The organism is Cerasibacillus terrae (assembly GCF_008039555.1).
GTDB lineage: Bacteria > Bacillota > Bacilli > Bacillales > Amphibacillaceae > Cerasibacillus > Cerasibacillus terrae.
Map to the genome: position 1 here is coordinate 14,276 of NZ_VDUW01000005.1, position 26,118 is coordinate 40,393.

The window sequence follows — 26,118 nt, forward strand, 5'->3', positions numbered from 1 at the left end:
TTCCCGATATTTATCTTACTTCCTTTTTACCCAACACTTTTAAAAACATCTCGACAAACCGCTCAGCATCGACATCTAAACAAATTTCCACATTAGGTTCTTTCTTTAATAAATTACGAAAGTCACAAATCGTTTGTCCATAACTTAATTCACCTTTTGTTTCCACATCGACATAATATTTCGCTGTTTTAACGAGTGTTGGATCAAGGACGACCCCCACGGTTAATGGGTCATGCAGTGCACAACCATCCATTCCAAGTTTTTCTTTCGTATACTTCCGATAAATTTCCGTGCTTTTTAAAACAAAATCATAATAATAGGTGCCTTTTAACTGCTCGATATGCTCGCGGGTTAAAAATGTCTGTGTCGTCACATCCAAACTAATTAACTTCACAGGTAATCCGGCATGAAATACGATCCGTGCTGCTTCTGCATCGGCGAATATATTAAATTCAGACGTTGGCAATGTGTTACCAAATCCTGCTTTCTGTACCAACCCGCCCATAATGACAACCTGCTTCACTTTTTTTAAAGCTTCTGGTGCTTTTTGAATAGCTAATGCCAAATTCGTTAATGGCCCGACCATAATCAAAGTTACTTCACCGGGGTATTTTTTCACCTGTTCAATGATAAAATCAGGAGCAAAGAGCTGTGGGTCACCCGGCTCTACTTCCATTCCAGCTAATGCCCCACCTAATCCGTCCCTCCCATGAACGAGAAATTCATGAAAAGCATCTCTAACAAGTGGACGACTCGCTCCACGATAAACAGTATAGCTGTCCTGTTTCATCAATTGAATCATTTTCTTCGTATTTGTCATCACCGTATCTACTGGCACATTTCCATTCACAGCTGTAATTCCTAATATATCTAGTTGTCCACTTTCTTCTGCTAAAATAATCGCCAATGCATCATCAATTCCAGTATCCACATCTAAAATAATTTTCTCCATCTGCTCCACTTCCTTTTTAAAATATCTTCATAATTTTATCTAAATCAACACTGTATTTTTTAGTACGATTTTAACTATGTCATCACAAAATTGGAGTTATGACAATCATTGTAATCGGAAATAACATTGCAGCAAAATAATGTCTATTAAACTCCCCATCGTGACCATCCAATCAAACAAAAGATGTTATCACTTATTTTAACATCAACCATTCCAAAAGTATCACACTATGCAACCAATCTTTAACTTCATTTTAATCATCACCACAATATATTTCCAAAATTACCCAATCAATGAATTTCGTTTTCTTGGGTAGGCTAAAATAGACAATCTTTTTTAACCAAATGTAAGAGGTGGTCTTTCATGTATAAAAAACAGGAGAAAAAACTTATCTGGTTATCGTTTACGGTGGCAGCAATCATGATGATTTCAATTATTCAGCGCCTTCTTAGTGGATAAGATGTTCCTCTTATTCCATCCATCACTGAACACAAAATAAACTTTTTCTTGAGAGGAGCTTCATCTTGATTAATGAAGAAGCAGTACATTATAGTCGTATTCTTACGGAGGTAACCCTTTCCTTTCATATTATTTACGCAACGATTGGAGTTGGGATTCCATTATTTATAATGATTGCCCAGTGGGTCGGGATTCGCCGCAATGATGAACATTATATTTTACTAGCGAGAAGATGGACACGTGGATATGCGATTACTGTTGCGGTTGGGGTTGTGACCGGAACAGCTATCGGACTCCTTTTATCCTTATTATGGCCTAACTTTATGGAAGTTGCTGGACATATTATCGCCCTTCCCCTATTTATGGAAACATTCGCTTTCTTTTTTGAGGCAATTTTTTTAGGGATTTATCTATATACATGGGATCGATTCGATAATCAATTCAAACATTTACTCTTATTAGTTCCGGTGGCAATTGGTGCAGCCTTTTCGGCGGTATTTATTACAACGGTCAATGCATTTATGAACTCCCCACAAGGTTTTGAAATATTGAATAATGAGCTCATCAATGTTAATCCCATCGAAGCAATGTTCAATCCATCCATGCCGACAAAAGTTTCCCATGTGGTGGCAACTGCGTTTATGACAGCAGCCTTCATCCTGGCATCTATTGCAGCTTATCGAATGGTAAAAGGTTCTAAACATATCTATCATAAAAAAGCACTCCATCTCACCGTGACTGTTGGACTTGTTTTTTCGATTGCATCTCTCATTATTGGAGACTTTTCGGGAAAATATTTAGCCCAATATCAACCAGAAAAATTAGCTGCAGCAGAATGGCATTTTGAAACAAGTGAAAATGCTCCACTTATTTTGATGGGACAATTAACAGATGATAATGAAGTCCGTTATGCATTAGAAATTCCTTCTATGTTAAGTATTTTGGCATATGGAAATCCAAGTGCGGAAGTAATTGGGTTAGATCAATTTTCTGAAGATGAAATTCCGCCTCTCTACATTCATTATTTGTTCGATATTATGGTTGGAATCGGCACCTTGCTTATTATCGTCGCAGCAATCTATTGGCTTGGTATAAGAAGAAGGTGGAAGTTTATTAAAAGTAAAGCTTTCCTGTGGCTTCTTGTTTTCAGTGGACCATTATGTATGATTGCAATTGAATCTGGCTGGTGGCTGAATGAAGTCGGAAGACAACCATGGGTACTTCATGGCATTATGAAAACGGCAGAAGGTGCAACATCTAGTAATCAAGTCGAATTAATGTTGTGGCTATTTACCGGACTTTATGTCGTGTTAGGTATTGGGTCTGTCATTGTCTTAACACGGATGTTTAAGAAAAATCCGATTGAACGTGAATTAGCCGAACGGAATCAATAGATAAGTGAGGCATCTCGCGTAAATCTTCATTCGCAATTTCTTTTGAAACACCCGTTCAACATTTCATAAAAAAACAAGGTGGTGTTCAGTATGGATTTAGAAATTATTGGAATCCTTGTACTATGGACCTTTTTATTTGGTTATGTGATGATAGCATCCATTGATTTTGGTGCAGGATTTTTCAATGCATATAGTGAATTTACACATAAAAACCATATCATTTCAAATATCATTCAACGATACCTTTCACCCGTTTGGGAGGTAACGAATGTGTTTTTAGTATTCTTTTTTGTTGGGATTGTTGGCTTTTTTCCTAGTTCCGCTTTTTATTACGGGACAACCTTACTAGTTCCAGTTGGAATTGCGGTCATTTTACTCGGGATTCGTGGGGCTTATTATGCCTTTGCAACTTATGGAAAAAATCCAGCCAAACATTATACTTTTTTATATGGCGCGACTGGATTATTACTTCCTGCATCTCTTTCCATTGTATTAACCATTTCAGAAGGTGGATTTATTACAATGGTTAATAATGCACCTGTACTTGATTATTGGAAACTATTCACTAGCCCATTAACATGGAGCATTGTTTTATTAAGTATTACCTCACTTCTGTATATTTCAGCAGTATTTTTAACTTGGTATGCTAATAAAGCAAATGATAAAAAAGCGAGTAACCTTTTACGTAAATATGCACTCATTTGGGCATTTCCAACGATGATTACAGCACTTGGGATTATGGTTGAACTACGGGCACATAACCCAACCCATTTTGCAAATTTACTCAACCTGTGGTGGATGTTTGCCATCTCATTTTTATTTTTTCTTGGAACCGTTTGGCTCCTTTGGAAAGGGAAAAAATTCGGAATCGCATTCAGCCTCTTAGTTGGTCAGTTTGCCTTTGCGTTCTATGGATATGGTTTCTCCCATTATCCTTATTTACTTTATCCATATTTAACCATTTATGACGGATTTACCAATGAAGCGATGGCCATTTCTCTCATTATCGCTTTTATTTTAGGACTTGCTCTACTACTACCATCCTTGTACTTATTAATGAAACTCTTTCTATTTAATAAAACATATATAGAAGGAAAAAATCCATCATCTAAAGGAGTGCCATCTAAATGAATGATTTTCTGATTACTTATGCCCCTTTTATCGTCCTGATTTTGGCCATTATCTTGTCCTTTATCATTGCGTTAAAAGACCAAACCTTATTTAAAGAATAGTTAAAAACAGTGCCCCCTTTCCTAGCACTGTTTTCTTATTTCCATCACCAAAATAACGAGTAAACCGGAAAAGTTCCCACCCCCTTGCACTAGGTTAAATCAAAAATACGGTCATGAATAACCCCTATTTATAACCATCCCAAATTTCCGAACATAGTTTTAACTTCGAGCATAAATAACTCCTTTTTTCATCCAAATCCCGAACATAAAATGCTTTTAAGCATAAAAATCCCCTTTTCCTCTTCAAAAGACGAACAATATATGTTATGCTTTTTACATATTATGCTACTTTAAACAATATCATCCGTAATATTCACATTATTTTACCGTTTCAATCAAAAATTTGCCACATTAAAGTGTTAACATATATACTATATAATATATTATAAATTTACATATTATTTTATAAAAAAACATTAGAGGAGAATGCTAGTCATGTTACCTGACCAAAATCTTTTACGTATTCCAGGACCAACACCTATTCCGCCAAGTGTCAAACAAGCAATGAGCAGACCGATGATTGGACATCGGGACCCAGAAGCAGCGAAACTTTTACAAGAAATTAAACCAAAACTAAAAAAAGTATTCGGCACAAAAGAAGATGTACTTCCCCTTGCAGGTAGTGGAACATCCGGTCTCGAAACAGCTGTTGTTAATACCGTTCAACCAGATGACGAAGTTCTTGTTGTTGTTACAGGTTCATTTGGAGATCGTTTCGATAAGATTTGTGAAGCACATAACATAAAAACACATCGTCTTGATATTCCATGGGGCGAAGCTGTTACACCAAAACAAGTTAAACAAGAATTAATCAAACACCCAAACATTAAAGCCGTCTTTTTAACCTATTGCGAAACATCCACAGGCGTTCTCAACCCAATTCATGAAATTGCTCAAGCAGCAAAAGAACAATCCGATGCTTTAATTATTGCTGATGGAGTTTCTTGTGTTGGTGGTGTGGAAACAAAAATGGATGATTGGGGAATTGATGTTCTTGTTACAGGTTCTCAAAAAGCGATGATGCTACCAGCAGGACTTACCTTTTTAGCTGTTAGTGAAAGAGCGTGGAAAGTAATTGAGGAAAATAAACGTCCTCGCTTCTATTTCGATTTACGAACCTACCGCGATAAGTTAGCGGATGACTCAACACCATATACGCCTGCTTTATCCTTATTATTTGGATTAAATCAAGCACTCAATTTAATGGAAGAAGAAGGCCTTGATAATGTGTTCAAACGCCACACACTGATGAAAAAAATGACACGTGCTGCGTTTAAAGCACTTGATATTCCATTACTTACAACAGATGAATCCGCATCTCCAACCGTTACTGCTGTTAAACCAGCTGATTTTGATGCCGACGAATTTAGAAAAATTGCCAAAGAGGAATTTCGCCTATCCCTTGCTGGCGGGCAGAAACATTTAAAAGGTGAAATTTTCCGTGTTGGCCATATGGGATACTGCTCACCTGCTGATGTTTTACAGTTCTTAAGCATTATTGAGATTGCATTAGTTAAAGCTGGCAAAGATATTGAACTTGGAAAAGGTGTCCAAGCCGCCCAAACTGTTTACTTAAATAATTAATATACTAAACCATCAAAAAAACAAAAGAATAAACCCTAATGGAAAAAACACATTAGGGTTTATCAATTTTTAGGAGGAATTATCGTGTCTTATAAAATTTTAATCTCAGATCCATTAAATGATGATGGAATTCAACCCCTGCTAGACCGTGATGACATGCTCATTGATATTCAAACAGACTTAACAGATGAACAATTGCTAGAAATTATCTCAAATTATGATGCTCTACTTGTACGAAGCCAAACACAAGTGACTCGCGAACTCATTGAAAAAGGAGTCAACTTAAAAATCATCGGCCGTGCTGGTGTTGGTGTCGATAATATTGATTTAGATGCCGCAACAGAAAATGGAATCATCGTCGTAAACGCACCAAATGCAAACACAAACTCAGCAGCAGAACACACAATGGCGATGATGATGTCTTTATCACGAAAAATTCCACAAGCATATGCATCATTAAAAAGCAAAAGATGGGAACGTGGTAAATTCCTTGGAACAGAACTAAAAGGAAAAACACTAGGAATTGTTGGTCTTGGCCGAATTGGTGCTGAAGTTGCTTTTCGTGCAAAAGGACAACGCATGAACGTGATTGCATTTGACCCATTTCTAACTGAAGAAAAGGCAGAACAAATGGGTGTTCAATATGGAACATTTGAAGAAGTCATCCAAGCTGGTGATTTCATTACCGTTCATACCCCACTTTTAAAAAGCACGAAACATTTGATCAATGCCGATGCTTTTAAACAAATGAAAGATGGCGTCCATATCTTAAACTGTGCTCGTGGTGGAATCATTGATGAAGAAGCTCTATATGATGCAGTTGTTTCTAAGAAGGTTGCCGGTGCAGCACTGGATGTATTTGAAGAAGAACCTGCAACAGATAATCCATTACTAGAATTACCAGAAGTTATTGTCACTCCACACTTAGGTGCAAGCACAGTTGAAGCACAAGAAAATGTAGCCGTTGATGTAAGCCATGATGTGATTCAATTTCTTGAGGAAGGAAGCGTTCAAAATCCTGTGAACCTCCCTTCTGTACCAAAAGAAATTTTAAGCAAAATCGAACCATATTTCCATTTAGCAGAAAAGCTTGGAAGATTTTTAAGCTATCTAACAGAAGATGTTATCCGTGGAGTCAATATCTCTTATTCTGGTGATCTAACAGATGTGGAAGTTGCACCATTAACAAGGAATGCAGTAAGAGGTTTATTAAGACGTTATCATGGTATTCATATAAATGATGTGAACGCCTTATATCTTGCAGAAAGAAAAGATATTACAGTTAATGAAAACAAAACGATGAATGCAAAAGGATTTACAAACTTGATTAATATTGAAGTTACTACAGACTCTGGAAAGCACCAAGTAGCTGGTACACTATTAAATGGACTAGGTGCAAGAATTGTGAAAGTAGATCACTATCGAGTGGATGTCACACCAGAAGGGCATATCGTATTTATATATCACAATGACCAACCAGGTGTTATCGGTAAAATGGGTAATCTACTTGGCGAACATGATGTTAACATCGCAACCATGCAAGTAGACCGTGCCGATGTTGGTGGAGATGCTGTCATGCTTCTAAAAGTTGATAAAGATATGAAAGAAGACACATTAACAGTTTTAGAACAATTGGAAGAAATTAAAGCGGTAAGAACGATTAATCTATAAAGTAAAACTTCATTTAGTGGGAGTTTTTCTTTATCTCCCACTGATTGTTAGTTGAACGAATCGGACCTTTACCGGCTGTTAATCCTCCATTTATAATTCTTAAAGTATCTCGCATTCTTGATGTGGAGGTCTTACAGCCAGTTAAACTGCGATAAAAATGGAAAAACGGAGGGACCGTAAGTTAGTCTCTCCGTTTTTTATGTTAATAAAGCACTGAAAATAATACGTTTCTACGTGCTATAATATAAATTACAATAGACTGGCTTTACATGAGGGGTTGGCGCACCTATACTCTTCTGGGATTTTTCCCATGAAGGGAGGTGATGCCTATGGATATGAAAGATGTGTTAACGCTGATGATTTCTTTCGGCATGTTAATCGCTTTTATCATGTCCGATAAAGACAAAAAATAACCCCTCATAAGCTTTTGCCAGAGCAATGAGGGATTATTTATCCTATCTGCGCCTTCCCCTCTTGATGGGGTTGGTCTATTGGAACCGTTCCATGTTATCGCATGGGACGGTTTTTCATATTGTATGTTTTTCTAATTTAATTATACCATGATTTGGGATTTTATACACTATTAAATGTGTATGAAACTTCCTATTGATTATGCCCTACTTCATATGCGAGTATCTACAATCTTCTTCCAAGCATTGTTAAATACATCCCCTATTAGGCGTTGAAATAATCAGAAATATTTGTTACTTTTATGTAAGCGGTTTATTTTTTTAGAAAGGTGGGGAAAAATGCTCAAACCAATTACTACACTTTTTGATCAGATGGTACGAAGATATCTTCCCGATGCATTTTTATTTGCTATTATTTTAACATTTTTTGTATTTATTCTAGGAGTTGGCTTTACGGATAGCTCCTCCATTGATATGGTTCAATATTGGGGTGATGGTTTCTGGGATTTATTAGACTTTGCAATGCAAATGTCTCTTATTGTCGTTACAGGTTACATTCTAGCAAATACTCCTTTGGTTAAAAAATTACTAACAAAATTGAGCAAACTTGCAAATACACCTGGTCAGGCCGTTTTACTCGTAAGTTTTATTGCTGCAATTGCTTGTTTAATTAACTATGGATTTGGGCTTGTTGTAGGAGCTCTTTTAGCAATCCATGTTGCAAAAAGAGTCCCTTCCGTCGATTACCGTATATTAATGGCGAGCGCGTATAGTGGATTTTTACTGTGGCACGGTGGATTATCAGGATCTATTCCGTTAACAATTGCTACCGAGAATCATTTTTTAGCAGATTTAATTGGAGTAATACCTATAACTGAAACGCTTCTTAGTAACTTTAATCTATTTATTGTTATTACATTACTTATATCACTGCCAATGGTTAATAGATTGTTAATGAAATCAAGTGATGATATAAGTAAAGTTGATACAGAATTATTAGATAAACAAATAAGTGCTATAGTCGAAACAAGTCATGAAAATTCTATTGAAAATAACACACCTGCAGAACGATTGGAAAACAGCAAAATCATTTCTTTTATCATTGGATTGCTGGGCTTATTTTATGTTGCCTTACATTTTATACAGAATGGGCTTGATTTAAATATAAACATCGTTAATTTTATATTTTTATTTTTAGGAGTTATTTTTCATCGGACACCACGTCGTTTTCTTGATAGTGTAATAGACGCGGTTAAAAATGCTGGAGGGATCATTGTACAGTTTCCTTTTTATGCAGGAATTATGGGGATGATGGTTGCTTCAGGTCTATCTGAACAAATGTCACTGTGGTTTGTTAGTATTTCAAATGAATTTACACTACCATTATTTACATTCATAAGTGCTGGCATTGTCAACTTCTTCGTTCCTTCCGGCGGTGGTCAATGGGCAATTCAGGGACCGATTATGATTCCTGCAGCACTTGAAATTGGAGTTGATACAGCAAAAACAGCTGTCGCAGTTGCCTGGGGAGATGCGTGGACAAATATGATCCAGCCATTTTGGGCATTGCCATTACTTGCAATCGCTGGCTTAAAAGTAAAAGACATCATGGGTTTTTGTGTCATGATTTTAATTTGGAGTTTTTTCCCAATATCTATCGGCCTATTATTCTTTTAATATATTAAAATAAGTTAATGAATAGCTCAAATACCTTTACACTCAATTACTTAACAAAAGAGTATTCCCATGCGTTTACAGGATAAAGTCGTACTTATTACTGGGAATTGCAGGCGGTATCGGTCATGGTTGGCGAAAGAAGGAGCAAAACTCGTAATTATTGATTTAAATAAAGCAACGGAAGGAGAAACATTGAAAGAATTACAAGAAATATACAGAAGCAATTTTTATGGAAGCTGATTTAAGTGAACATACAAAGTTAACAGAGCTTGTGAGTCTTGGTGCAGTGAAGCGATTGCAAGATTCAGAAGATGGACGCGTCGTGCGCCTCTATATTACTGAAAAAGATAAGCGGTGCTTCAGAATGCGAAAAAACAGGGACGGCATTATCCGAACGAATTTTAGCTCATTTAACAGAAGAAGAACGCCTTTCCTATTACACGCCAACAAAAAATGATCCTGGTATTGGAGGAAATGATGAATGGATTAGAGAATAAAATAACATGCATTTTACATTAAAAGGGTTCAGTTCATAATATGACGTATGAGAATTAAAAATTTGACAAAAGCACAAAGATAATAGGAACATACGTTCTTTTATGTTATAATAGATTACAATAGACTGGCTTTACATGAGGGGTTGGCGCACCTATACTCTTCTGGGATTTTTCCCATGAAGGGAGGTGATGCCCATGGATATGAAAGATGTGTTAACGCTGATGATTTCTTTCGGCATGTTAATCGCTTTTATCATGTCCGATAAAGACAAAAAATAACCCCTCATGTGCTTTGCAAGGACCTTGAGGGATTATCTTTTCCTTTAGTGCGCCTTCCCCTCTTGATGGGGTTGGTCTATTGAAACCGTTCCATGTTCCCGCATGGGACGGTTTTTATATTGTATGTTTTTCTAATTTAATTATACCATGATTTGGGACTTATTACACGGATATAAAGTGAAACTTCAATCAGTGGGAGTTTTTTCTTCATCCCCCACTGATTGTTAGTTGAACGAATCGGGCCTTTACTGGCTGTTGATCCTCAACCAGTTAAAACGTGATAATCCACCATTTTAAACTAGATATCAACTTTTCACACCCAAAAATCTCATACTTGTTCAACAACTTTTTCTCTATCTCGAATAAATAATGCAAGAACAAGAGCAATGAGAACCAACACCCCGGCAAAGATGAAGGATACGTTAACACCGTGAATGGCACCCTCTACCCCTAATTCTGGTTTTGCTTGGTTCATCATAATCGTTACAAGTAAGGCGGTTCCGACAGACCCGGATACTTGCCGCATCGTATTGTTCATCGCTGTTCCATGTGGGATGAGATCATTTTTCAATTGGTTAATCCCAGCAGTAGTGGATGGCATCATAATCATGGAGATTCCGACCATCCGAACCGCATTGACAACCGTTAAGTAGGTTAACGTCGTTTCTTCTGTTAGAAATGCAAACATAAAGGTAGTGACCAAAGCAATCGTTAATCCAGTAATTAATAACCATCTGGCACCATATTTATCAAATAATCGACCAGTGACAGGGTTCATAATTCCCATTAAAATTGCTCCAGGTAAAAGCATTAATCCTGATTCTAATGCCGTATACCCTAACATTTCTTGCGTTAAAATGGGTAAAATCACCGCAGCACCGATCATGGACATAAATGCGATCATTCCTAATATCGTTGTTAAGGTAAAGATTTTATTTTTAAATACACGGAATTCCAAGATTGGTTGTTCCAAGCGAAGTTGTCTGCGGATAAAGAAAAAGAGTGTTATAGAACCGATGATAATGGATACATACACATGCGGGCTTGCCCAGTTCAATGTCCCCGCCATACTGAAACCATATAATAATCCACCAAATCCAAGTGTTGATAAAATGATCGATAACACATCGACTTTTACATCCTTTTGCTTCGTAATGTTCTGCAAAATGAAATAAGCTAAAATTAAATCAATCACTACAATTGGTAGGACGACATAGAATAGACTTCGCCATGGAAACTGTTCTACTAACCAGCCGGATAATGTCGGTCCAATTGCTGGAGCAAAGGCAATGACTAAACCAAACATCCCCATGGCGGTTCCTCGTTTTTCAATCGGAAAGATTAAAAACATAATCGTCTGCATCAGTGGCATCATAATTCCCGCACCAGCTGCTTGTAACACCCTTCCTGTCATTAGGATTCCGAAACTAGGAGCAACTGCTGAAATGAGTGTTCCAATTCCAAATATTCCCATCGCTAATAAAAATAATCGTCTAGTAGTAAATCGTTCAATTAAAAAGGCCGTTATCGGAATCATGATCCCATTCACAAGCATAAAACCTGATTGCAACCATTGAACAACACTTGCATCGATATTTAAATCACGCATAATATGTGGGAGTGCTGTTGCTAATAAAGTTTGATTTAAAATCGCAACAAATGCACCCGTTAATAAAACCGCGATAATTGGTATTTTTTTAATCGATTTTTGTTGTGTCATACTTCCCCTTCCTTCTATATGTTTTTCCGGAGTAATACGTCATTTTAGCACCTAACCTCTTCTAAAGCTAGGGAAACGTATACCATAGATGAATTATTTCATCATTTGGTATACGTTTATTAAATCACCGTATTATTTTTCAAGAATCGCTAGTAGTTCTTTTAATTCCTTAACTTCATGGGTTGGAGTAACATCTGTTAATGTCCGATCATGATGATTAATCCAAACGGATGTCATACCGATTTTCTCTGCCCCCAATATATCTGTATTCGGATTATCACCTACCATAATCGCATCCTCTTTTTCCACATTCAATAAATCTAATACATGTTGGAAAATGGCCGGTGATGGTTTACCTTCACCAAAATCACCCGAAATAACAATCTGATCAAAATATGGCACAAGTTCTGGCGACATTTTTAGTTTTTCATTTTGTAAATGCGGAGAACCATTTGTCAGTAATGCTATTTTATACTTTCCTTTTAAAGCATTCAACACATCTAACGTATCATCATATAAATAAATATGTTTTCTTCTTTCTTCTGAAAAAACCTCTGCCAGATGATCAGCTAATGCCGGATCATTTACACCAAGTTCCTCTAATCCTTTTGTCCACACAGCTTTCCGATAAGTAGGGATAATTTCTCGTAATGCTTTAGCATCTTCCCCTTCATCTTGGAAATTCCCCCAAAAAGCTTCAAACACACCAATTCCAATATTTTTAACAAATGGATATGTATCATAGGTTGGAAAAAGTGTTTCTGCTTCTTCTCGAACTGCTTCTTCTAATTTTTCCGGTTCAATACCATGTTTCTTCGCTGCAATTCCACATGTTACCTCAAAAGCTTCTGCCACACTTCGATAATCCCATAATAATGTATCATCCAAATCAAAGATAACTGCCTTTACCATATCTATCTCTCCCTGTTATTATTGAAATTTCTGATTTCCACTTTAATATTATGTATTTCACCACTCGTTAGAAACCGTGTCAATTATATCTCTTGGTGTAATGATTCCTAATAATTTTTCATTTGTTTTCGCATGTTTCGTAATAATTAGTGCATCCAGCCGCTTCCCCTTACCAATCTGACTGGTAAATAATTCCTGTGCCTCATAAACACTTGCCTGTTGATGAATAAATGCTGCTGTATCCTTTTCTTGATATGCTAACACTGCACCAACAGTTGTTTCTTGTAGTTGAACTTTTTCCAACTTCACCTGATGTCCTAACCAGATTGCAATCCCTTTTTCCGATAAAACCCCTTGAAATTTTCCCCCATCATAAATGGGGAATTTTGAAAGATTATTTTCCTTCATTACTTGTAATAATGTAGCCAAACAATCCCTCTTTTGAAAAGTAATCACCTTTTTTGCAAACATCGGATAAACAAGTTGTGGTTTGGTAATTTCCTCTTCAATCCATTCAATTTGTTCGACAACCGAAATATGTGGCTCAGCAATTGCATATTCCGTATCCACCCGATTATGAACAATCGCATTTCGTAGTTGTGCAAACTCTAATAAGTCGTCTCGATATCTTTTCAATATTGCATGATGTTTACTAGTAATCTTCACCAATCGTGAAAATCCTAGATCCTTTTTTTGCACCATACCTCTTAATTCTTTTTCGATTCTATTAAAAGCTATCAAAAATCGGTCTGAGTTTTTCACCATAAAAATCCCCCTGCCCCCAGAAACGAATGAGAGCATTACTCTAATTTTCTATTATTACTATATTAGCATATTATCATTCGTTTGGAATAGATATAGGTTTTGATTATGTTTAATTGGACTGATTCGCAAGTTAATAAGGTAGTGTTCGCCCTTATTGTTGACTAATCGTTTTAAAATTTCCTGCATTCGGTCGCTCATTAACCGTATGAACGACCGTTTTCTTATTTCGCTTGATTGTTCAAATCTTCATTTATCCTACCACTCCATATTACACAACTACCCGATATAATCTTTCCACTGCCTCCTTCATGTCTTTTTCTTCAATATTGGCAAAACCAAGAACCATTTCAATCCTTTGTTGATCTTTATTTACTTTTTGAAGCATAAAACGTTCCATTGTATATAATTCTAACTTTTCTTTTTTTGCAGCTACTTCAATTTCTTTATACGTCTTATTTGTATGAAAGGAAACGAAAATATGCAATCCAGCTGGGACATCTATAATATTTATATGAGATTTGAATCGTTTTTTTAAAAGTTTAATGAGTTTTTTTCGTTGTATCTTATAGAAATGATTCATTCTTTTTATATGTTTTGCATATTCTCCACTTTCTATAAAGTAATGGAGAGTAAATAAGCTTAATGTATCATTTCCTTGTATTAAATCAATATGATACTCCCGATATTTTCGAAGTAACCATGGTGGAAGTACCATATAACTGATCCGGAAACTCGGTAACAATGTTTTTGAGAAAGTTCCAACATAAATCACACGCTGATTACGATCTAGACTTTGCAAGGATGGAATGCGGTCGGCATCATAGATAAATTCACTATCATAATCATCTTCAATAACACATCTTCCCTTAGCTAATGCTGCCCAATTAAGCAACTCGATGCGACGCGTAATTGGCATAATGATACTAGTAGGAAATTGATGTGAAGGTGTAACAATGACCGTATTTGCCTCGGTCTGATGCAGTTTATCCATTTGAATTCCTTGTTCATCCAAATCCACTGGTTTTACCAGAACATTCATCTGCTTTAATAATGTATAAAAACGGGCATATCCAGGGTTTTCTAAAGCAATTGGTCCGCTGTTCGGATCTAATTGGACGATTCGCTGGATTAATGTTTGTGTTCCTGGACCAATCACAATTTGTTCGGGTTCACAGACTACCCCTCTTGTTAATGCAATGAATTTAGCAATTGTTTTTCTAACTAAATATGGTCCTTGCGGATGAGCGATATCCGCTAATTCTTCTTTATGATTTTTAAGTGCTCGCTGTTGACATTTTAACCACTCCTGAAAAGGAAAATGACATACATTTGCCGTAATATGTGAAAAAGAAAGCCATCCTACTCGATCAATAGGCTCTTCTTTTAAATCACTTGTTAATGTACTTCCTCCCTGTTTTTCTCTAATCAATTCCGTGAGGTTTTCTACATAATATCCACTTCGTTCAATCGTATAAATATACCCTTCCGCCAATAATTGTTCATATGCGTTCGTCACCGAATTAACACTAATATCGAATTGATTAGCAAGTTTCCGTTTGGATGGTAGCTTGTCATTTGCTTTAAGCTTATGATCCAATATCATTTGTTTAATATTTTCATAGATTTGTTGGTAAATATAATTTTTTCGATCTTTTTTGTCAATTTTAAAAAATAACATCCCTTTCCTCCCCTGATATATACGTTTTTTCACAATCTGGTACCTTATACTTTTCAAAACTGGTACTTTATATTATACCAAAAAATTGTCATACTAATTTATAAATTTCAAACATACTTTACGAGGGGGCTTTATAATGATCACAACATCATTAAGTACAAAAGAATTACAAGATAAAAGAGAGAAATATATACCTAGAGGAGTTAGTAATGGTAATATGCATGTTGCAGAACATGCTAAAAGTGCAACAATAACAGATAAAGATGGTAGGGAATGGATTGACTTTGCTGGAGCAATAGGAACATTAAATGTTGGACATAGTCATCCGAAAGTAACTGAAGCAGTAAAAAAGCAAGTCGATCAATTTCTACATCCTGGCTTTAATATTATGCTTTATGAAGGATATATCGAACTAGCAGAAAAGTTATGTAAAATTACACCGGGTAATTTCGACAAACAAGCATTATTACTGAACTCCGGTGCAGAAGCAGTAGAAAACGCAGTAAAAATTGCTAGACGCTATACGAAAAGACAAGCTGTTGTTTCATTTACACGTGGTTTCCATGGTCGAACCAATATGACGATGAGTATGACAAGTAAAGTAAAACCTTATAAAACTGGATTTGGACCATTTGCACCAGAAGTCTATCAAGCACCATTTCCATATCTCTATCAAAAACCAGCTGGAATGACAGAAGAAGAATATATTGAACAAAGTATCCAAGACTTTAAGGATTTCTTCATTTCCACAGTGGACCCAGAATCTGTCGCATGTGTTGTGATGGAACCAGTACAAGGTGAAGGCGGATTTATTATTCCACCAAAAGCATTTGTGCAATTTGTAAGCGATTTCTGTAAAGAACATGGAATTGTATTTGTGGCAGATGAAATACAAACTGGATTTGGTCGAACTGGTAAATTATTTGCCATTGAGCATTTTGATGTCGAACCAGATTTAATGACTGTATCAAAATCGCTTGCAGCTGGTTTACCATTAAGTGGAGTGGTAGGTAAACGTGAAATATTAGATGCCTCAGATCCAGGTGAATTAGGTGGAACGTATTGTGGTAACCCAGTAGCATGTGCTGCAGCTCTAGCAGTAATTGATATAATGAAAGATGAGAATCTATTAGAAAAATCCGAACAAATCGGAGTGAAAATAGAAAACGTATTACAAGAACTTAGCGAAACACATTCCTATGTCGGAGAAATTCGTCGTCTTGGCTCTATGGTTGCTGTAGAAATCGTGGATAATCGTGATAATAAATTTCCAAATAAGGAAAAGACACAGAAAATCGTTTCCTTGGCAAATGATAATGGATTATTATTACTTTCTGCGGGAATTAAAGGAAACGTCATTCGCTTTCTTACACCATTAGTTATTACAGATGAAGAATTAGCAAGAGGATTTTCTATTTTAAAGAAATCATTTCAATAAAGTGAAACTTCAATCATTGGGAGTTTTCTTCATCTCCCAATGATTGTTAGTTGAACGAATCGGGCTTTTACTGGCTGTTGATCCTCCACTTCTTACTCTTAGGTAGCTCGCATTCTTGATGTGGAGGTCTTACAGCCAGTTAATCTGCGATAAAGTGAAACTTCAATCATTGGGAGTTTTCTTCATCTCCCAATGATTGTTAGTTGAACGAATCGGGCTTTTACTGGCTGTTGATCCTCCACTTCTTACTCTTAGGTAGCTCGCATTCTTGATGTGGAGGTCTTACAGCCAGTTAATCTGCGACAAAATGTAAGTACACGAAGATAACAAGGGGGAATTTGTTTAGTGAATGGAAATTTTAAAAAATCGATGTCCATTTTTGATGTTTTATTTTTAGCAATGGGAGCCATGCTCGGGTGGGGTTGGGTAGTCCTATCCGGGGAATGGATCTCCAAAGCTGGCTTTTTAGGAAGTATTACTGCATTTATGATTGGTGGATTGCTTGTTATTTTTATCGGCTTAACATATGCAGAACTAGCAGCAGCTATTCCAGAAACAGGCGGAGGGTTCATCTTTGTGTTACGATCCTTTGGTGAAAAAACAGCGTACATCGCTGGCTGGTCTGTCTTATTTGGGTACATTTCTGTTATTGCCTTTGAAGCAGTTGCCTTACCTACTGTTATTAATTATTTGATCCCAGTGGAACATGTCGGTTATCTATGGACCCTAGGTGGATGGGATGTTTATTTTACATGGGTATTAATTGGTTCAGGCGGAGCAATTTTACTAACAGTAATGAACTACTTCGGAATTAAGCCAGCTACTATTCTTCAATCTATATTTACCGTTTTCATTGTAGCCATTGGGATATTACTTGTTTTAGGAGCCTTTAAGAATGGAAACACAGCAAATTTACAACCATTGTTTATCGATGGTTTTGCAGGAACGATGTCCGTATTAATTATGATTCCATTTTTGTTCGTGGGTTTTGATGTCATTCCGCAAGTAGCAGCAGAGGTAAAAGCACCACCTAAACTAATTGGCCGAATTCTTGTAGTATCCATTATTTCATCCATCATATTTTATCTATTTATTGTATATGGTGTAACTACTGGATTACCAAAAGAACTACTAGCAGTATCTGAACTAGCTTCGGCAGACGCAATGGCTCGTATTTTCGGGAATCAATGGTTTGGTGTGTTACTTGTTTTCGGTGGTGTAGCAGGTATTATCACAAGTTGGAATGCCTTTATCATCGGAGGGAGTCGTATTCTTTATGCCATGTCCGTTCGTAATATGATTCCGAAATGGTTTAGTTATATCCACCCTAAATATAAAACACCATCCAATGGGATTATCTTTTTAGGGGCAGTAGCATTTTTCGCACCATTTTTAGGGAGACCTGCTCTCGTATGGATTGTAGATGCAGGAGGAATTGGAATCGTTATTGGCTATTTACTCGTATCGATTTCCTTTTTAAAATTACGAAAAACCGAGCCAAATCTTCCTCGACCATACAAAATAAAAAACTGGAAATTGGTTGGTGTTTTAGCGATTATATTAAGTATTGGCTTTATTGCTTTGTATCTTCCAGGGATGCCTTCTGCACTTATTTGGCCAGCTGAATGGTTTATCGTTGCTATTTGGTACCTGATGGGGATGACTTTATTTCTATTCCGGTCTAAGGATAAACCTGTAACAAACCAATCATCTATTGCAAAAAAAGGACTTTAACATGATACGATAATATATAGATACAATTTTTTTAATAAAGGAGCGAAATCATATGTCTATGATTCAAGTAACAAACCCAGCAACAGGAGCTATCATTAAAGAAATTAAGAAAAATACACCAGAAGAAATTGAATTAGCACTTGAAAAAGGACAACATGCTTTTAAAAAATGGTCTAAGATCAATGCCCATGAACGTTCCAGACTATTACAAGCATGGTCAGATAAAGTTCAAGCACATAAACAAGAAATTGCCGAAATCATGACATTAGAAAATGGGAAACCATTGTCTGAATCCATTGGAGAAGTGGATTATGCAACAAGTTATATTGACTGGTATGCAGAAGAAGCAAAACGCATTTATGGTCGGACGATCCCTGCCAATACCGAAAATAAACGTATTATCGTTAGCCGCCAACCAATCGGTCTTGTGGCAGCGATTACACCGTGGAATTTCCCAGCTGCAATGATGACAAGAAAAGCAGCACCAGCATTAGCTGCCGGATGTACATTTGTCGTAAAACCAGCAGTCGAAACACCATTAACAACTATTCGACTCATCGAGCTAGCCCATGAAGTTGGAATTCCAAAAGATGCTCTACAATATGTCAATGGTTCTGGTAGAGAAATTGGAGATATATTTACTAAAAGCCCACTTATTCGTAAAATCACATTCACCGGTTCCACACCTGTCGGAAAGTCATTAATTAAAAATAGTGCAGACACCGTCAAACACGTCACGATGGAACTTGGTGGACATGCACCATTAATTATTCATGAAGATGCAGACATAGATTTTGCTGTTGAACAAACGATCGCATCGAAATTTAGAAACGCCGGTCAAACCTGTGTCTGTGCAAACCGAATCATCGTCCATGAAAATATTGAAGAGGCTTTTTCAAAAAAATTGGCTAAAAAAGTAGCAGAATTAAAAGTCGGAAATGGAATAGAGGAAGATACAGATATCGGCCCAATCATCAATAAAAAAGGCTATGACAAAATAGCAGAACAAATTAAGGATGCAGTAGGAAAAGGCGCAAATGTCCTAACAGGAGATAAATATGAAATAGATGCGGATAAAGGATGTTATTTCGTTCATCCAACTGTATTATCAGGTGTCACAGAAGATATGACCATCATGCAAGAAGAAACATTTGGACCTGTCGCACCGATTACTACTTTTAAAACATTAGAAGAAGCAGTTGAAGTTGCAAATAGTACGCCTTTTGGATTAGCCGCTTACTTCTTTACGAATGATTATCGTGTCGGAACATACTTACACGACCATTTAGACTTTGGAATCGTTGGCTGGAATGACGGCGCTCCATCTGCTGCTCACGTCCCATTTGGTGGAATGAAAGAAAGTGGACTTGGTCGCGAGGGTGGAATCGAAGGAATCGAACCATATTTAGAAACAAAATATATGTCGATTGGAAATTTGGAATAAACATTTTTCATAACTCAGAAACAAATACGCGCAACCTTTACACTAGAAAACTAGCTAAGGTTGCGCGTATTTATTTGTGGCAGATATGTAACCTGCGATGTGCACTTATTGATTAGGGATATGTGCTTCTCACGCGAGGATGTTTACTTCCAGCTTCCTACTTCCTTCAAAGCGTCTACTCCACCAACGCATCATACACACCTTTTTTAAACCTTAAAAATTCTTCCGTCAACAATAATTCTTCGCGGCGCGGTCGTTCAAATGGAATCACAAACTCCTTTTTCACAGTCGCAGGCCGCTGTGATAACACAATAATTCGGTCAGATAAAAAAATCGCTTCCTCTATATGATGCGTGACAAACAGAATCGAACGTTGGTATTCAGTCCAAACATTTAATAGCCATTTTTGCATGTCCACACGAGTGAATTCGTCCAATGCAGAAAATGGCTCATCCAAACACATGAAAGCTTGCGGACTTAATAATGCCCGAATAAAAGAGACACGTTGTTTCATTCCTCCAGATAACTGGTGCGGATAAGCATGTTCATACCCTTTTAAACCCGCTCGCTCAAGCATGTTCACAGCCTTATCCTCATCTATTTTTCCATTTAATTCAGCTCCAAGCAACACATTTTTTAAAATAGTTCGCCATGGAAATAAAGACGAGGATTGTGGCATATAGCTGATAGAGCCACGCTGACCATTGATTTTCGCATCATCCAAATAAATGGAACCAGAATCCGGCAAACTAATTCCTCCAATTAAGCGAAATAACGTACTTTTTCCACTTCCTGAAGGACCAAGAATAGAAACGAATTCCCCATCACTTACGGTAAGTGACATATCTTGTAATACTTGGTTTTTCCCAAAGGATTTTGATACATTTTCAATCAATAGTTTACTCATTAGCATTACCTTCCCCTTTTGGTTTCCAACGAATGACGAGTTTCTCGGCATAAACAATACACCCAATAAATAATAAGCTTAAAATAATGACAAGAACAATAGCAACAAATACGCGGTCCGTGCGAAATGATGAGGAGGCAAGCGTCATATAGACTCCAATTCCCTTATTCGCACCTAGCCATTCGGAAATAACTGCACCCATCACACTATATGTAGCAGATATTTTTAATCCAGAGAAAAGGGCTGGTAATGCATGAGGCCACTCTAGTTTCCAAAAAATTTGTCTTTTATTTGCACCTGCCATTTGCATGAAGTGCATTAATTCTCGATTAGTCTGGCGAAAGCCATCTAAAGCTGCAATTGTGATTGGGAAAAAGCAAACCAAGGTAATAATGATAACCTTCGGAAGCATCCCAAATCCGAACCAAATAATAAGAAGAGGCGCCGAAACAATAACAGGGATATTTTGCGAAATGATTAATAATGGATAAAAAGCCTCTCGTAAAAATGGAATTAAATGTAAACAAATAGCAACAAGAACACCGACACTTGTTCCAACGAGAAATCCAATAACTGCTAACTGAACAGTTGAAAAAATATGATGTGAATAGCTACCCCATCCACCAATTGACTCCTCGAAAATATCACTTGGTGCTGGTAATAACCAATCTGGTATATCAAATAAATGACAAACAACTTCCCAACAGATGATTAAAAGGATGATGACCAGTAGTGGCCGCCATCCTTTTGATAGTAATTTTTTCATTAGCGATATTTCTCCGTTAGTTTATTCATAGAAGCACCGCTCGGTTGATATAATATTTTTACCTGTGAAATCACATTGGTACTACCCATTTCCGTCATTTTTTGATTCATTTTTTCAACAATAGCGAGTAATTTTGTTAAGTCCCCTTCCATCGTCGTCTCTAAGGGATTTACTTGATATTTTACACCTGACTCTTCAATCACAGCAATGGCCGCATCCACATAAGGAATCACGTCTTCCCCGTTTTTTGTTTTTGGTATAATTTGAATACTAACTAGTGCATTTGCCATTTTTCCCACTCCTTTATTCTGGTAAAAACTCATTTGTAAATGCTTGTTTACTATCCAGCTTTTTATCTAATAAATCATGCTCAAGCATCCACTCTGCATAATCTTCCCATACTTCTAATTTTTGTTCGCCCCACCGGTCTGCATCATCTTGATACTTATCTGCTAACCATTTCTGACTTTTCTTCACCAATTCCGGATCCAAATCTGGAACTGCATCAATTAGAATATCTGCAGCTTCTTCAGGATTTTCAATGGCAAATTCATATCCTTTGGAAACAGCATGCGTGAATTTTTCCACCATTTCCGGATTTTTTTCAATTTGTTCTTCACTTGTCGCAATGACTGGTGTGTAATAATCGAGTTTATCCGTATAGTCAGTGAGGTAAATCATGTTCAATTCCTCATCACGGAGTTCTGCCTCAATACCTGTCCATCCATAGAAAATCCAAGCAAAGTCAACATCACGTTTTACCGCTGTAAAGTAATCAGCTGTCCCCATATTGACAATATTCACCTTATCAATATCAGCATCTTCTTCTTTCATTATGGTTGAAATAACTGCCTTTTCTGCTGGTGCACCCCAACCACCATATGTTTTACCTTCAAAATCTTTTGGTGATGTAATATTTTTATCTACAGGAGCAGCAAATCCGGATGTATTGTGCTGAATCACTGCTGCAATAGATACAATAGGAATATCCTGTACCCTTGCCTCTGTAATATTCTCTTGAATACTAATCCCAAATTCAGCTTTTCCAGATGCAATCAATTGTTCCGCACTTGCCTCTCCTGGCAACATGATTTCAACATCTAAACCCTCTTCTTCAAAATACCCCTTTTCCTTTGCAACATAAACACCTGTATGGTTCGTATTTGGTGTCCAATCTAAAACAAATTTAACAGACTCTTTTTCTTTCTTTTTCTCGTCTGTGTCCCCTGCTTTTTCTGTTGTATCCCCATTATTACAAGCAGTTAGAACAAGGATAAGAGCTGCGAATATAGTAAAAATCTTTTTCATGTGCCTATATCTCCCTTTTGATTTTTCCATTGTAGGTGAATTAACTTGTCGTCTTGTCAAAAGAAAAAGCCCTAGGAAAGCCTAGGACCATGTATGTCTGATTTTAAATATTTTCATCAAAAGACATGTTCCCTACGCTGGTATCAACCAGATCAGGTTTTAAGAGTCCGCATCTTAAGGATACAATCTCAACCAGCAACACTGGTCCCCCTACAATGAATCTATGTATTTTGTGTTTCTACATTGTAACTATGCCACACAGAAGTCTTTTTATCAAGTTTAAATAGATACGCGATTAGTCGTTCTTCCATGAACTTCCATCAGAGAACATTATTATTCTTTTCAGGCACGTGGCAGAGTCCACCGTTACCGATTTTACATTCTTTCACTATTTCGGGAACGCGGCAGAGTCCACCGTTACCGATTTTACATTCCTTCGCTATTTCGGGAACGCGGCGAATTCCACCGTGACCGATTTTACATTCTTTCACTGTTTCGGGAACGCGGCAACGTCCACCGTTACCGATCTTACATTCTTTCACTGTTTCGGGAACGAGGCAGAGTCCACCGTTACCGATTTTACATTCTTTCACTGTTTCGGGAACGCGGCAGAGTCCACCGTTACCGATTTTACATTCTTTCACTGTTTCGGGAACGCGGCAGAGTCCACCGTTACCGATTTTACATTCTTTCACTATTTCGGGAACGCGGCGAATTCCACCGTGACCGATTTTACATTCCTTCGCTATTTCGGGAACGCGGCGAATTCCACCGTGACCGATTTTACATTCTTTCACTGTTTCGGGAACGCGGCAACTTTCACGCACATTTCCCAGTACAAAAATTTGCAAGTCAACATTCATCATCTATCGCTCACACCACAATGGAAATACCGCCCCCTATTCTTTTTTGTTATACTAAAACAAAGTTATCCTGGGAGGAGTGTTCTACATGACATTTACAAAAGAGGAAATAAGTTGGATTCGCAATGAAACAGAAAACGCTGAACAAATAAAAACAATTACGAAGGATCTCCTAAATTTTATGATCGATAAGCAATTATTTAAATTAATTGTACCTCAGGCTCTGAATGGAAAAGGCTTGTCCCTACCAGATGCAGCCCAAATATTTCAAGATGCATCATATATTGACGGTAATTTCGGGTGGCTTGTTACAATCGGAACTGGTGGTGGGATGTTTACAGCGAATTTCTCTAAAAAAGCGGCAGAAGAATACTTCACACCAATAGAGGCTGTCATTGCAGGAAGCGGATTTCCAGCTGGGATTGCCGAGAAAACAGATGGTGGATATATCATTAACGGAGAATGGTTTTACTGTAGTGGTTCTGACTATGCTTCCATGTTTACGGCAACATGTAAAGTAACAAACAGCGACCCTAACAATCCAAAGTTTCTGTCATTTGTCTTTGAAAAAGATCAAGTAGAAGTTATTCCAGATTGGGATGCATTTGGATTAAAAGCAACAACAAGTAACACCATTCGCATCACCAATCAATTTGTTCCAGAAGAACGTGCTTTTTCTATTTTCGAAATGAAAAATGAATACAAAACGAAAGTGCATGATTTTCCTTTTCTAGCTTTTTCAGAAGCATCTTTTGCTGCTATGGTCCTTGGAATTGGAAGACATTTCTTAGAAGAAGTTCGTTCCATTACCGAAGAACGAAAAAAAGATTGGCAACAACAAGGAAACCGTTACACATTTATGATGGAAAAAGTCGAGCAAGAAGAAAAACGCTGGGAAAAAGCAAATATCATTTTCCATAAAAAACTAGCCAGATTATGGGAAAAACATACAGCAAATAAAGAATTAACCGAAACAGAACAACAAGCTTTCCGAACAATCTCTAAAAAAATAGCGACAACGATGCTAACATGTGCCAATCATTTATTTCGCTTTATCGGCATGCAAGCTGTTATGGAATATTCGACACTTAATCGTATTTGGCGTAATCTACATACAGCAGCACAACATACTTTTCTTACACCTACTAACACGGAAGAAACAAACCATTTACAATAAGTTCCCAAATAAGGAGGTAAAAGTTTTCACATTTTAAAAAAGACTGCTACTAGTCGAAACACCGACTAATTATGCAGTCTTTTTTTACTTTCTACTACTGTCCTTAAGCGGATAATCTTCTTTCTGATAAAAATAATTTGGTGTAAGAATCGTATTATCATAAGGTTTAAAAAACATATGCGTTGTTGCAGGAGAAACAGGAGGAATAAGCCATGACCATTTACCAGTAACCTCGCGTCCGGCTTTTGTTTCCTTCGTTTCAAATAATTGGAATTGCTGTGAAGCAGTATGATGATCGACGAGCGTTACACCATGCTTTTTATACGAATCCAATACAGCTTGATTTAATGCAACTAAGGCTTGGTCCTTCCATAACGAGCGATTATGACTTGTATTTAAATCAAGCTGTTTAGCAATCGTTGGTAATAAATTATAGCGTGATTCATCTGCCAAATTTCTCGCACCAATCTCTGTCCCCATATACCAGCCATTGAATGGAGCAGCTATATAATCCAAACCACCAATTTCTAAGCGCATATCAGAAATAATCGGAACGGCATACCATTTCACTTCTTTATTACCGAAGATATCATATTCATCATGTTGAATACGCACTTCATAAATCAAATTTTTTGGTATTTCTCGGTATTCAGGTGTATCATCATCTATCTGCACAACAAGTGGCAAGATATCAAATGATGTCCCCTCCCCTTTCCAACCAAGTTCCATACAAAATTTCGTAAAGTTTACCGAATCCGGATCACCAACTACACCATGATCTGTTTCATATCCAGCATAACGAAGTAGTTGGTGATTCCATATTTTTATTTTCCTAATACCGCGTATTTTTGGTTTAAAAATTGTTATTAAAGGTTTTATCTTTCCGTTATTCGTTGCAATTCGAATATGTTGGAATAAGTATTTAAATACTTCATCACTAGTTTCTATATGACGTGCATCAATCACCTCTAATTTATCCCAAAACAACCGTCCAATACAGTGATTCGAATTACGCCAAGCTATTTTTGCTCCATAGGATATTTCTTCAAAGGTATGTTCATAGTAGCCATGCATTTCTATATCGTGCTTTACTTTTTCACGTCTTGCATCTGTTTGTGCTTTTGTTTTACCAAGTTCTTTATATAATGACACAATAAATTTATCTGCTTCTTGTGTTAATTTTGTTTTATCCATTGATGTTAACCTCCAGTCTATATCTTATATATAGTAACAGAATGGAGTAAGAAAGGT

Annotated in this window: 25 protein-coding genes and 1 riboswitch; of the genes, 14 read left to right on the plus strand and 11 right to left on the minus strand. The window is 36.9% G+C overall.

Translation table 11 applies throughout. The annotated features are described in order from the left end of the window. Positions 1 to 10: 10 nt before the first annotated feature. Positions 11 to 952, minus strand: a complete 942-nt coding sequence (locus FHP05_RS08590) for a nucleoside hydrolase (RefSeq protein WP_147667112.1) — start codon at positions 950 to 952, stop codon at positions 11 to 13. Positions 953 to 1,476: 524 nt separating this feature from the next. Between FHP05_RS08590 and FHP05_RS08595 the strand changes: the two genes are divergently transcribed. The 10 genes from FHP05_RS08595 to FHP05_RS15575 all read left to right on the plus strand — a co-directional run bounded on the left by FHP05_RS08595 (position 1,477) and on the right by FHP05_RS15575 (position 10,155). Further along, positions 1,477 to 2,805 (plus strand): cytochrome ubiquinol oxidase subunit I, encoded by a 1,329-nt coding sequence (locus FHP05_RS08595; protein WP_147667114.1) that lies wholly within the window; start codon positions 1,477 to 1,479, stop codon positions 2,803 to 2,805. Positions 2,806 to 2,895: 90 nt separating this feature from the next. Beyond that, a complete protein-coding gene (locus tag FHP05_RS08600) occupies positions 2,896 to 3,936 on the plus strand; it encodes a cytochrome d ubiquinol oxidase subunit II (RefSeq protein ID WP_147667115.1) in 1,041 nt (346 codons plus the stop codon). Further along, a complete protein-coding gene (gene cydS / locus FHP05_RS15760) occupies positions 3,933 to 4,037 on the plus strand; it encodes a cytochrome bd oxidase small subunit CydS (RefSeq protein ID WP_407923428.1) in 105 nt (34 codons plus the stop codon). Before FHP05_RS08600 ends, cydS begins: the two co-directional genes overlap by 4 nt. A 435-nt stretch (positions 4,038 to 4,472) precedes the next feature. Further along, entirely contained in the window at positions 4,473 to 5,621 is a 1,149-nt protein-coding gene (locus FHP05_RS08605) for a pyridoxal-phosphate-dependent aminotransferase family protein (RefSeq protein ID WP_147667117.1), read from the plus strand. A gap of 84 nt (positions 5,622 to 5,705) precedes the next feature. Further along, complete coding sequence (serA, locus tag FHP05_RS08610; RefSeq protein WP_147667119.1) at positions 5,706 to 7,292, plus strand: phosphoglycerate dehydrogenase; 1,587 nt, start codon at positions 5,706 to 5,708, stop codon at positions 7,290 to 7,292. A gap of 323 nt (positions 7,293 to 7,615) precedes the next feature. Further along, positions 7,616 to 7,705 (plus strand): putative holin-like toxin, encoded by a 90-nt coding sequence (locus FHP05_RS15570; protein ID WP_230973969.1) that lies wholly within the window; start codon positions 7,616 to 7,618, stop codon positions 7,703 to 7,705. 336 nt (positions 7,706 to 8,041) lie between these two features. Then, positions 8,042 to 9,379: a short-chain fatty acid transporter gene (locus FHP05_RS08615; protein ID WP_147667120.1), complete on the plus strand. Its 1,338-nt coding sequence runs from the start codon at positions 8,042 to 8,044 to the stop codon at positions 9,377 to 9,379. 69 nt (positions 9,380 to 9,448) lie between these two features. Then, positions 9,449 to 9,619, plus strand: coding sequence for a hypothetical protein (locus FHP05_RS15350; protein WP_191126298.1), 171 nt, complete (start codon positions 9,449 to 9,451; stop codon positions 9,617 to 9,619). 71 nt (positions 9,620 to 9,690) lie between these two features. Next, the gene (locus tag FHP05_RS08620) at positions 9,691 to 9,876 is read left to right on the plus strand and encodes a hypothetical protein (protein WP_147667122.1); all 186 of its coding nucleotides are present in this window, start codon (positions 9,691 to 9,693) and stop codon (positions 9,874 to 9,876) included. 189 nt (positions 9,877 to 10,065) lie between these two features. Then, on the plus strand, positions 10,066 to 10,155 hold the full coding sequence (locus FHP05_RS15575) for a putative holin-like toxin (protein WP_230973969.1): 90 nt from the start codon (positions 10,066 to 10,068) through the stop codon (positions 10,153 to 10,155). 328 nt (positions 10,156 to 10,483) lie between these two features. On the opposite strand, the gene FHP05_RS08625 is transcribed toward FHP05_RS15575, so the two are convergent. The 4 genes from FHP05_RS08625 to gabR form a co-directional block, all read right to left on the minus strand. Continuing rightward, complete coding sequence (locus tag FHP05_RS08625; RefSeq protein ID WP_147667124.1) at positions 10,484 to 11,875, minus strand: DHA2 family efflux MFS transporter permease subunit; 1,392 nt, start codon at positions 11,873 to 11,875, stop codon at positions 10,484 to 10,486. A gap of 132 nt (positions 11,876 to 12,007) precedes the next feature. Beyond that, complete coding sequence (locus FHP05_RS08630; protein ID WP_147667126.1) at positions 12,008 to 12,787, minus strand: HAD family hydrolase; 780 nt, start codon at positions 12,785 to 12,787, stop codon at positions 12,008 to 12,010. A gap of 57 nt (positions 12,788 to 12,844) precedes the next feature. Beyond that, a complete protein-coding gene (locus FHP05_RS08635; RefSeq protein WP_147667128.1) occupies positions 12,845 to 13,552 on the minus strand; it encodes a CBS domain-containing protein in 708 nt (235 codons plus the stop codon). A 268-nt stretch (positions 13,553 to 13,820) separates the two neighbouring features. After that, positions 13,821 to 15,230 (minus strand): MocR-like transcriptional regulator GabR, encoded by a 1,410-nt coding sequence (gene gabR, locus FHP05_RS08640; RefSeq protein ID WP_147667130.1) that lies wholly within the window; start codon positions 15,228 to 15,230, stop codon positions 13,821 to 13,823. A 136-nt stretch (positions 15,231 to 15,366) separates the two neighbouring features. Between gabR and gabT the strand changes: the two genes are divergently transcribed. The 3 genes from gabT to FHP05_RS08655 all read left to right on the plus strand — a co-directional run bounded on the left by gabT (position 15,367) and on the right by FHP05_RS08655 (position 19,846). Further along, positions 15,367 to 16,668: a 4-aminobutyrate--2-oxoglutarate transaminase gene (gabT, locus tag FHP05_RS08645; RefSeq protein ID WP_147667132.1), complete on the plus strand. Its 1,302-nt coding sequence runs from the start codon at positions 15,367 to 15,369 to the stop codon at positions 16,666 to 16,668. Between the two features lie 369 nt (positions 16,669 to 17,037). After that, positions 17,038 to 18,402 carry an APC family permease gene (locus FHP05_RS08650; protein ID WP_147667430.1) on the plus strand — a complete coding sequence of 455 codons (1,365 nt, stop codon included), beginning with the start codon at positions 17,038 to 17,040 and terminating at the stop codon, positions 18,400 to 18,402. A 52-nt stretch (positions 18,403 to 18,454) separates the two neighbouring features. Then, a complete protein-coding gene (locus FHP05_RS08655) occupies positions 18,455 to 19,846 on the plus strand; it encodes an NAD-dependent succinate-semialdehyde dehydrogenase (protein WP_147667134.1) in 1,392 nt (463 codons plus the stop codon). A 175-nt stretch (positions 19,847 to 20,021) separates the two neighbouring features. Here the strand turns inward: FHP05_RS08655 and FHP05_RS08660 are convergent, their stop codons facing one another. The 5 genes from FHP05_RS08660 to FHP05_RS08680 form a co-directional block, all read right to left on the minus strand. After that, positions 20,022 to 20,753, minus strand: coding sequence for an ABC transporter ATP-binding protein (locus FHP05_RS08660; protein WP_147667136.1), 732 nt, complete (start codon positions 20,751 to 20,753; stop codon positions 20,022 to 20,024). Further along, positions 20,746 to 21,519 carry an ABC transporter permease gene (locus FHP05_RS08665; RefSeq protein WP_147667138.1) on the minus strand — a complete coding sequence of 258 codons (774 nt, stop codon included), beginning with the start codon at positions 21,517 to 21,519 and terminating at the stop codon, positions 20,746 to 20,748. The genes FHP05_RS08660 and FHP05_RS08665 overlap by 8 nt, the downstream gene beginning before the upstream one ends. Then, positions 21,519 to 21,809 (minus strand): thiamine-binding protein, encoded by a 291-nt coding sequence (locus FHP05_RS08670; RefSeq protein ID WP_147667140.1) that lies wholly within the window; start codon positions 21,807 to 21,809, stop codon positions 21,519 to 21,521. Before FHP05_RS08670 ends, FHP05_RS08665 begins: the two co-directional genes overlap by 1 nt. A gap of 13 nt (positions 21,810 to 21,822) precedes the next feature. After that, the gene (locus FHP05_RS08675; protein ID WP_147667142.1) at positions 21,823 to 22,827 is read right to left on the minus strand and encodes an ABC transporter substrate-binding protein; all 1,005 of its coding nucleotides are present in this window, start codon (positions 22,825 to 22,827) and stop codon (positions 21,823 to 21,825) included. A 112-nt stretch (positions 22,828 to 22,939) separates the two neighbouring features. Further along, positions 22,940 to 23,049: riboswitch (TPP riboswitch) on the minus strand. Between the two features lie 98 nt (positions 23,050 to 23,147). Continuing rightward, complete coding sequence (locus FHP05_RS08680) at positions 23,148 to 23,693, minus strand: hypothetical protein (protein WP_191126299.1); 546 nt, start codon at positions 23,691 to 23,693, stop codon at positions 23,148 to 23,150. Positions 23,694 to 23,778: 85 nt separating this feature from the next. On the opposite strand from FHP05_RS08680, the gene FHP05_RS08685 reads away from it, so the two are divergent. Beyond that, positions 23,779 to 24,867: an acyl-CoA dehydrogenase family protein gene (locus tag FHP05_RS08685; protein ID WP_147667146.1), complete on the plus strand. Its 1,089-nt coding sequence runs from the start codon at positions 23,779 to 23,781 to the stop codon at positions 24,865 to 24,867. Between the two features lie 84 nt (positions 24,868 to 24,951). On the opposite strand, the gene FHP05_RS08690 is transcribed toward FHP05_RS08685, so the two are convergent. Continuing rightward, positions 24,952 to 26,061, minus strand: a complete 1,110-nt coding sequence (locus FHP05_RS08690) for a nitric oxide synthase oxygenase (RefSeq protein ID WP_147667148.1) — start codon at positions 26,059 to 26,061, stop codon at positions 24,952 to 24,954. Positions 26,062 to 26,118 lie beyond the last annotated feature (57 nt).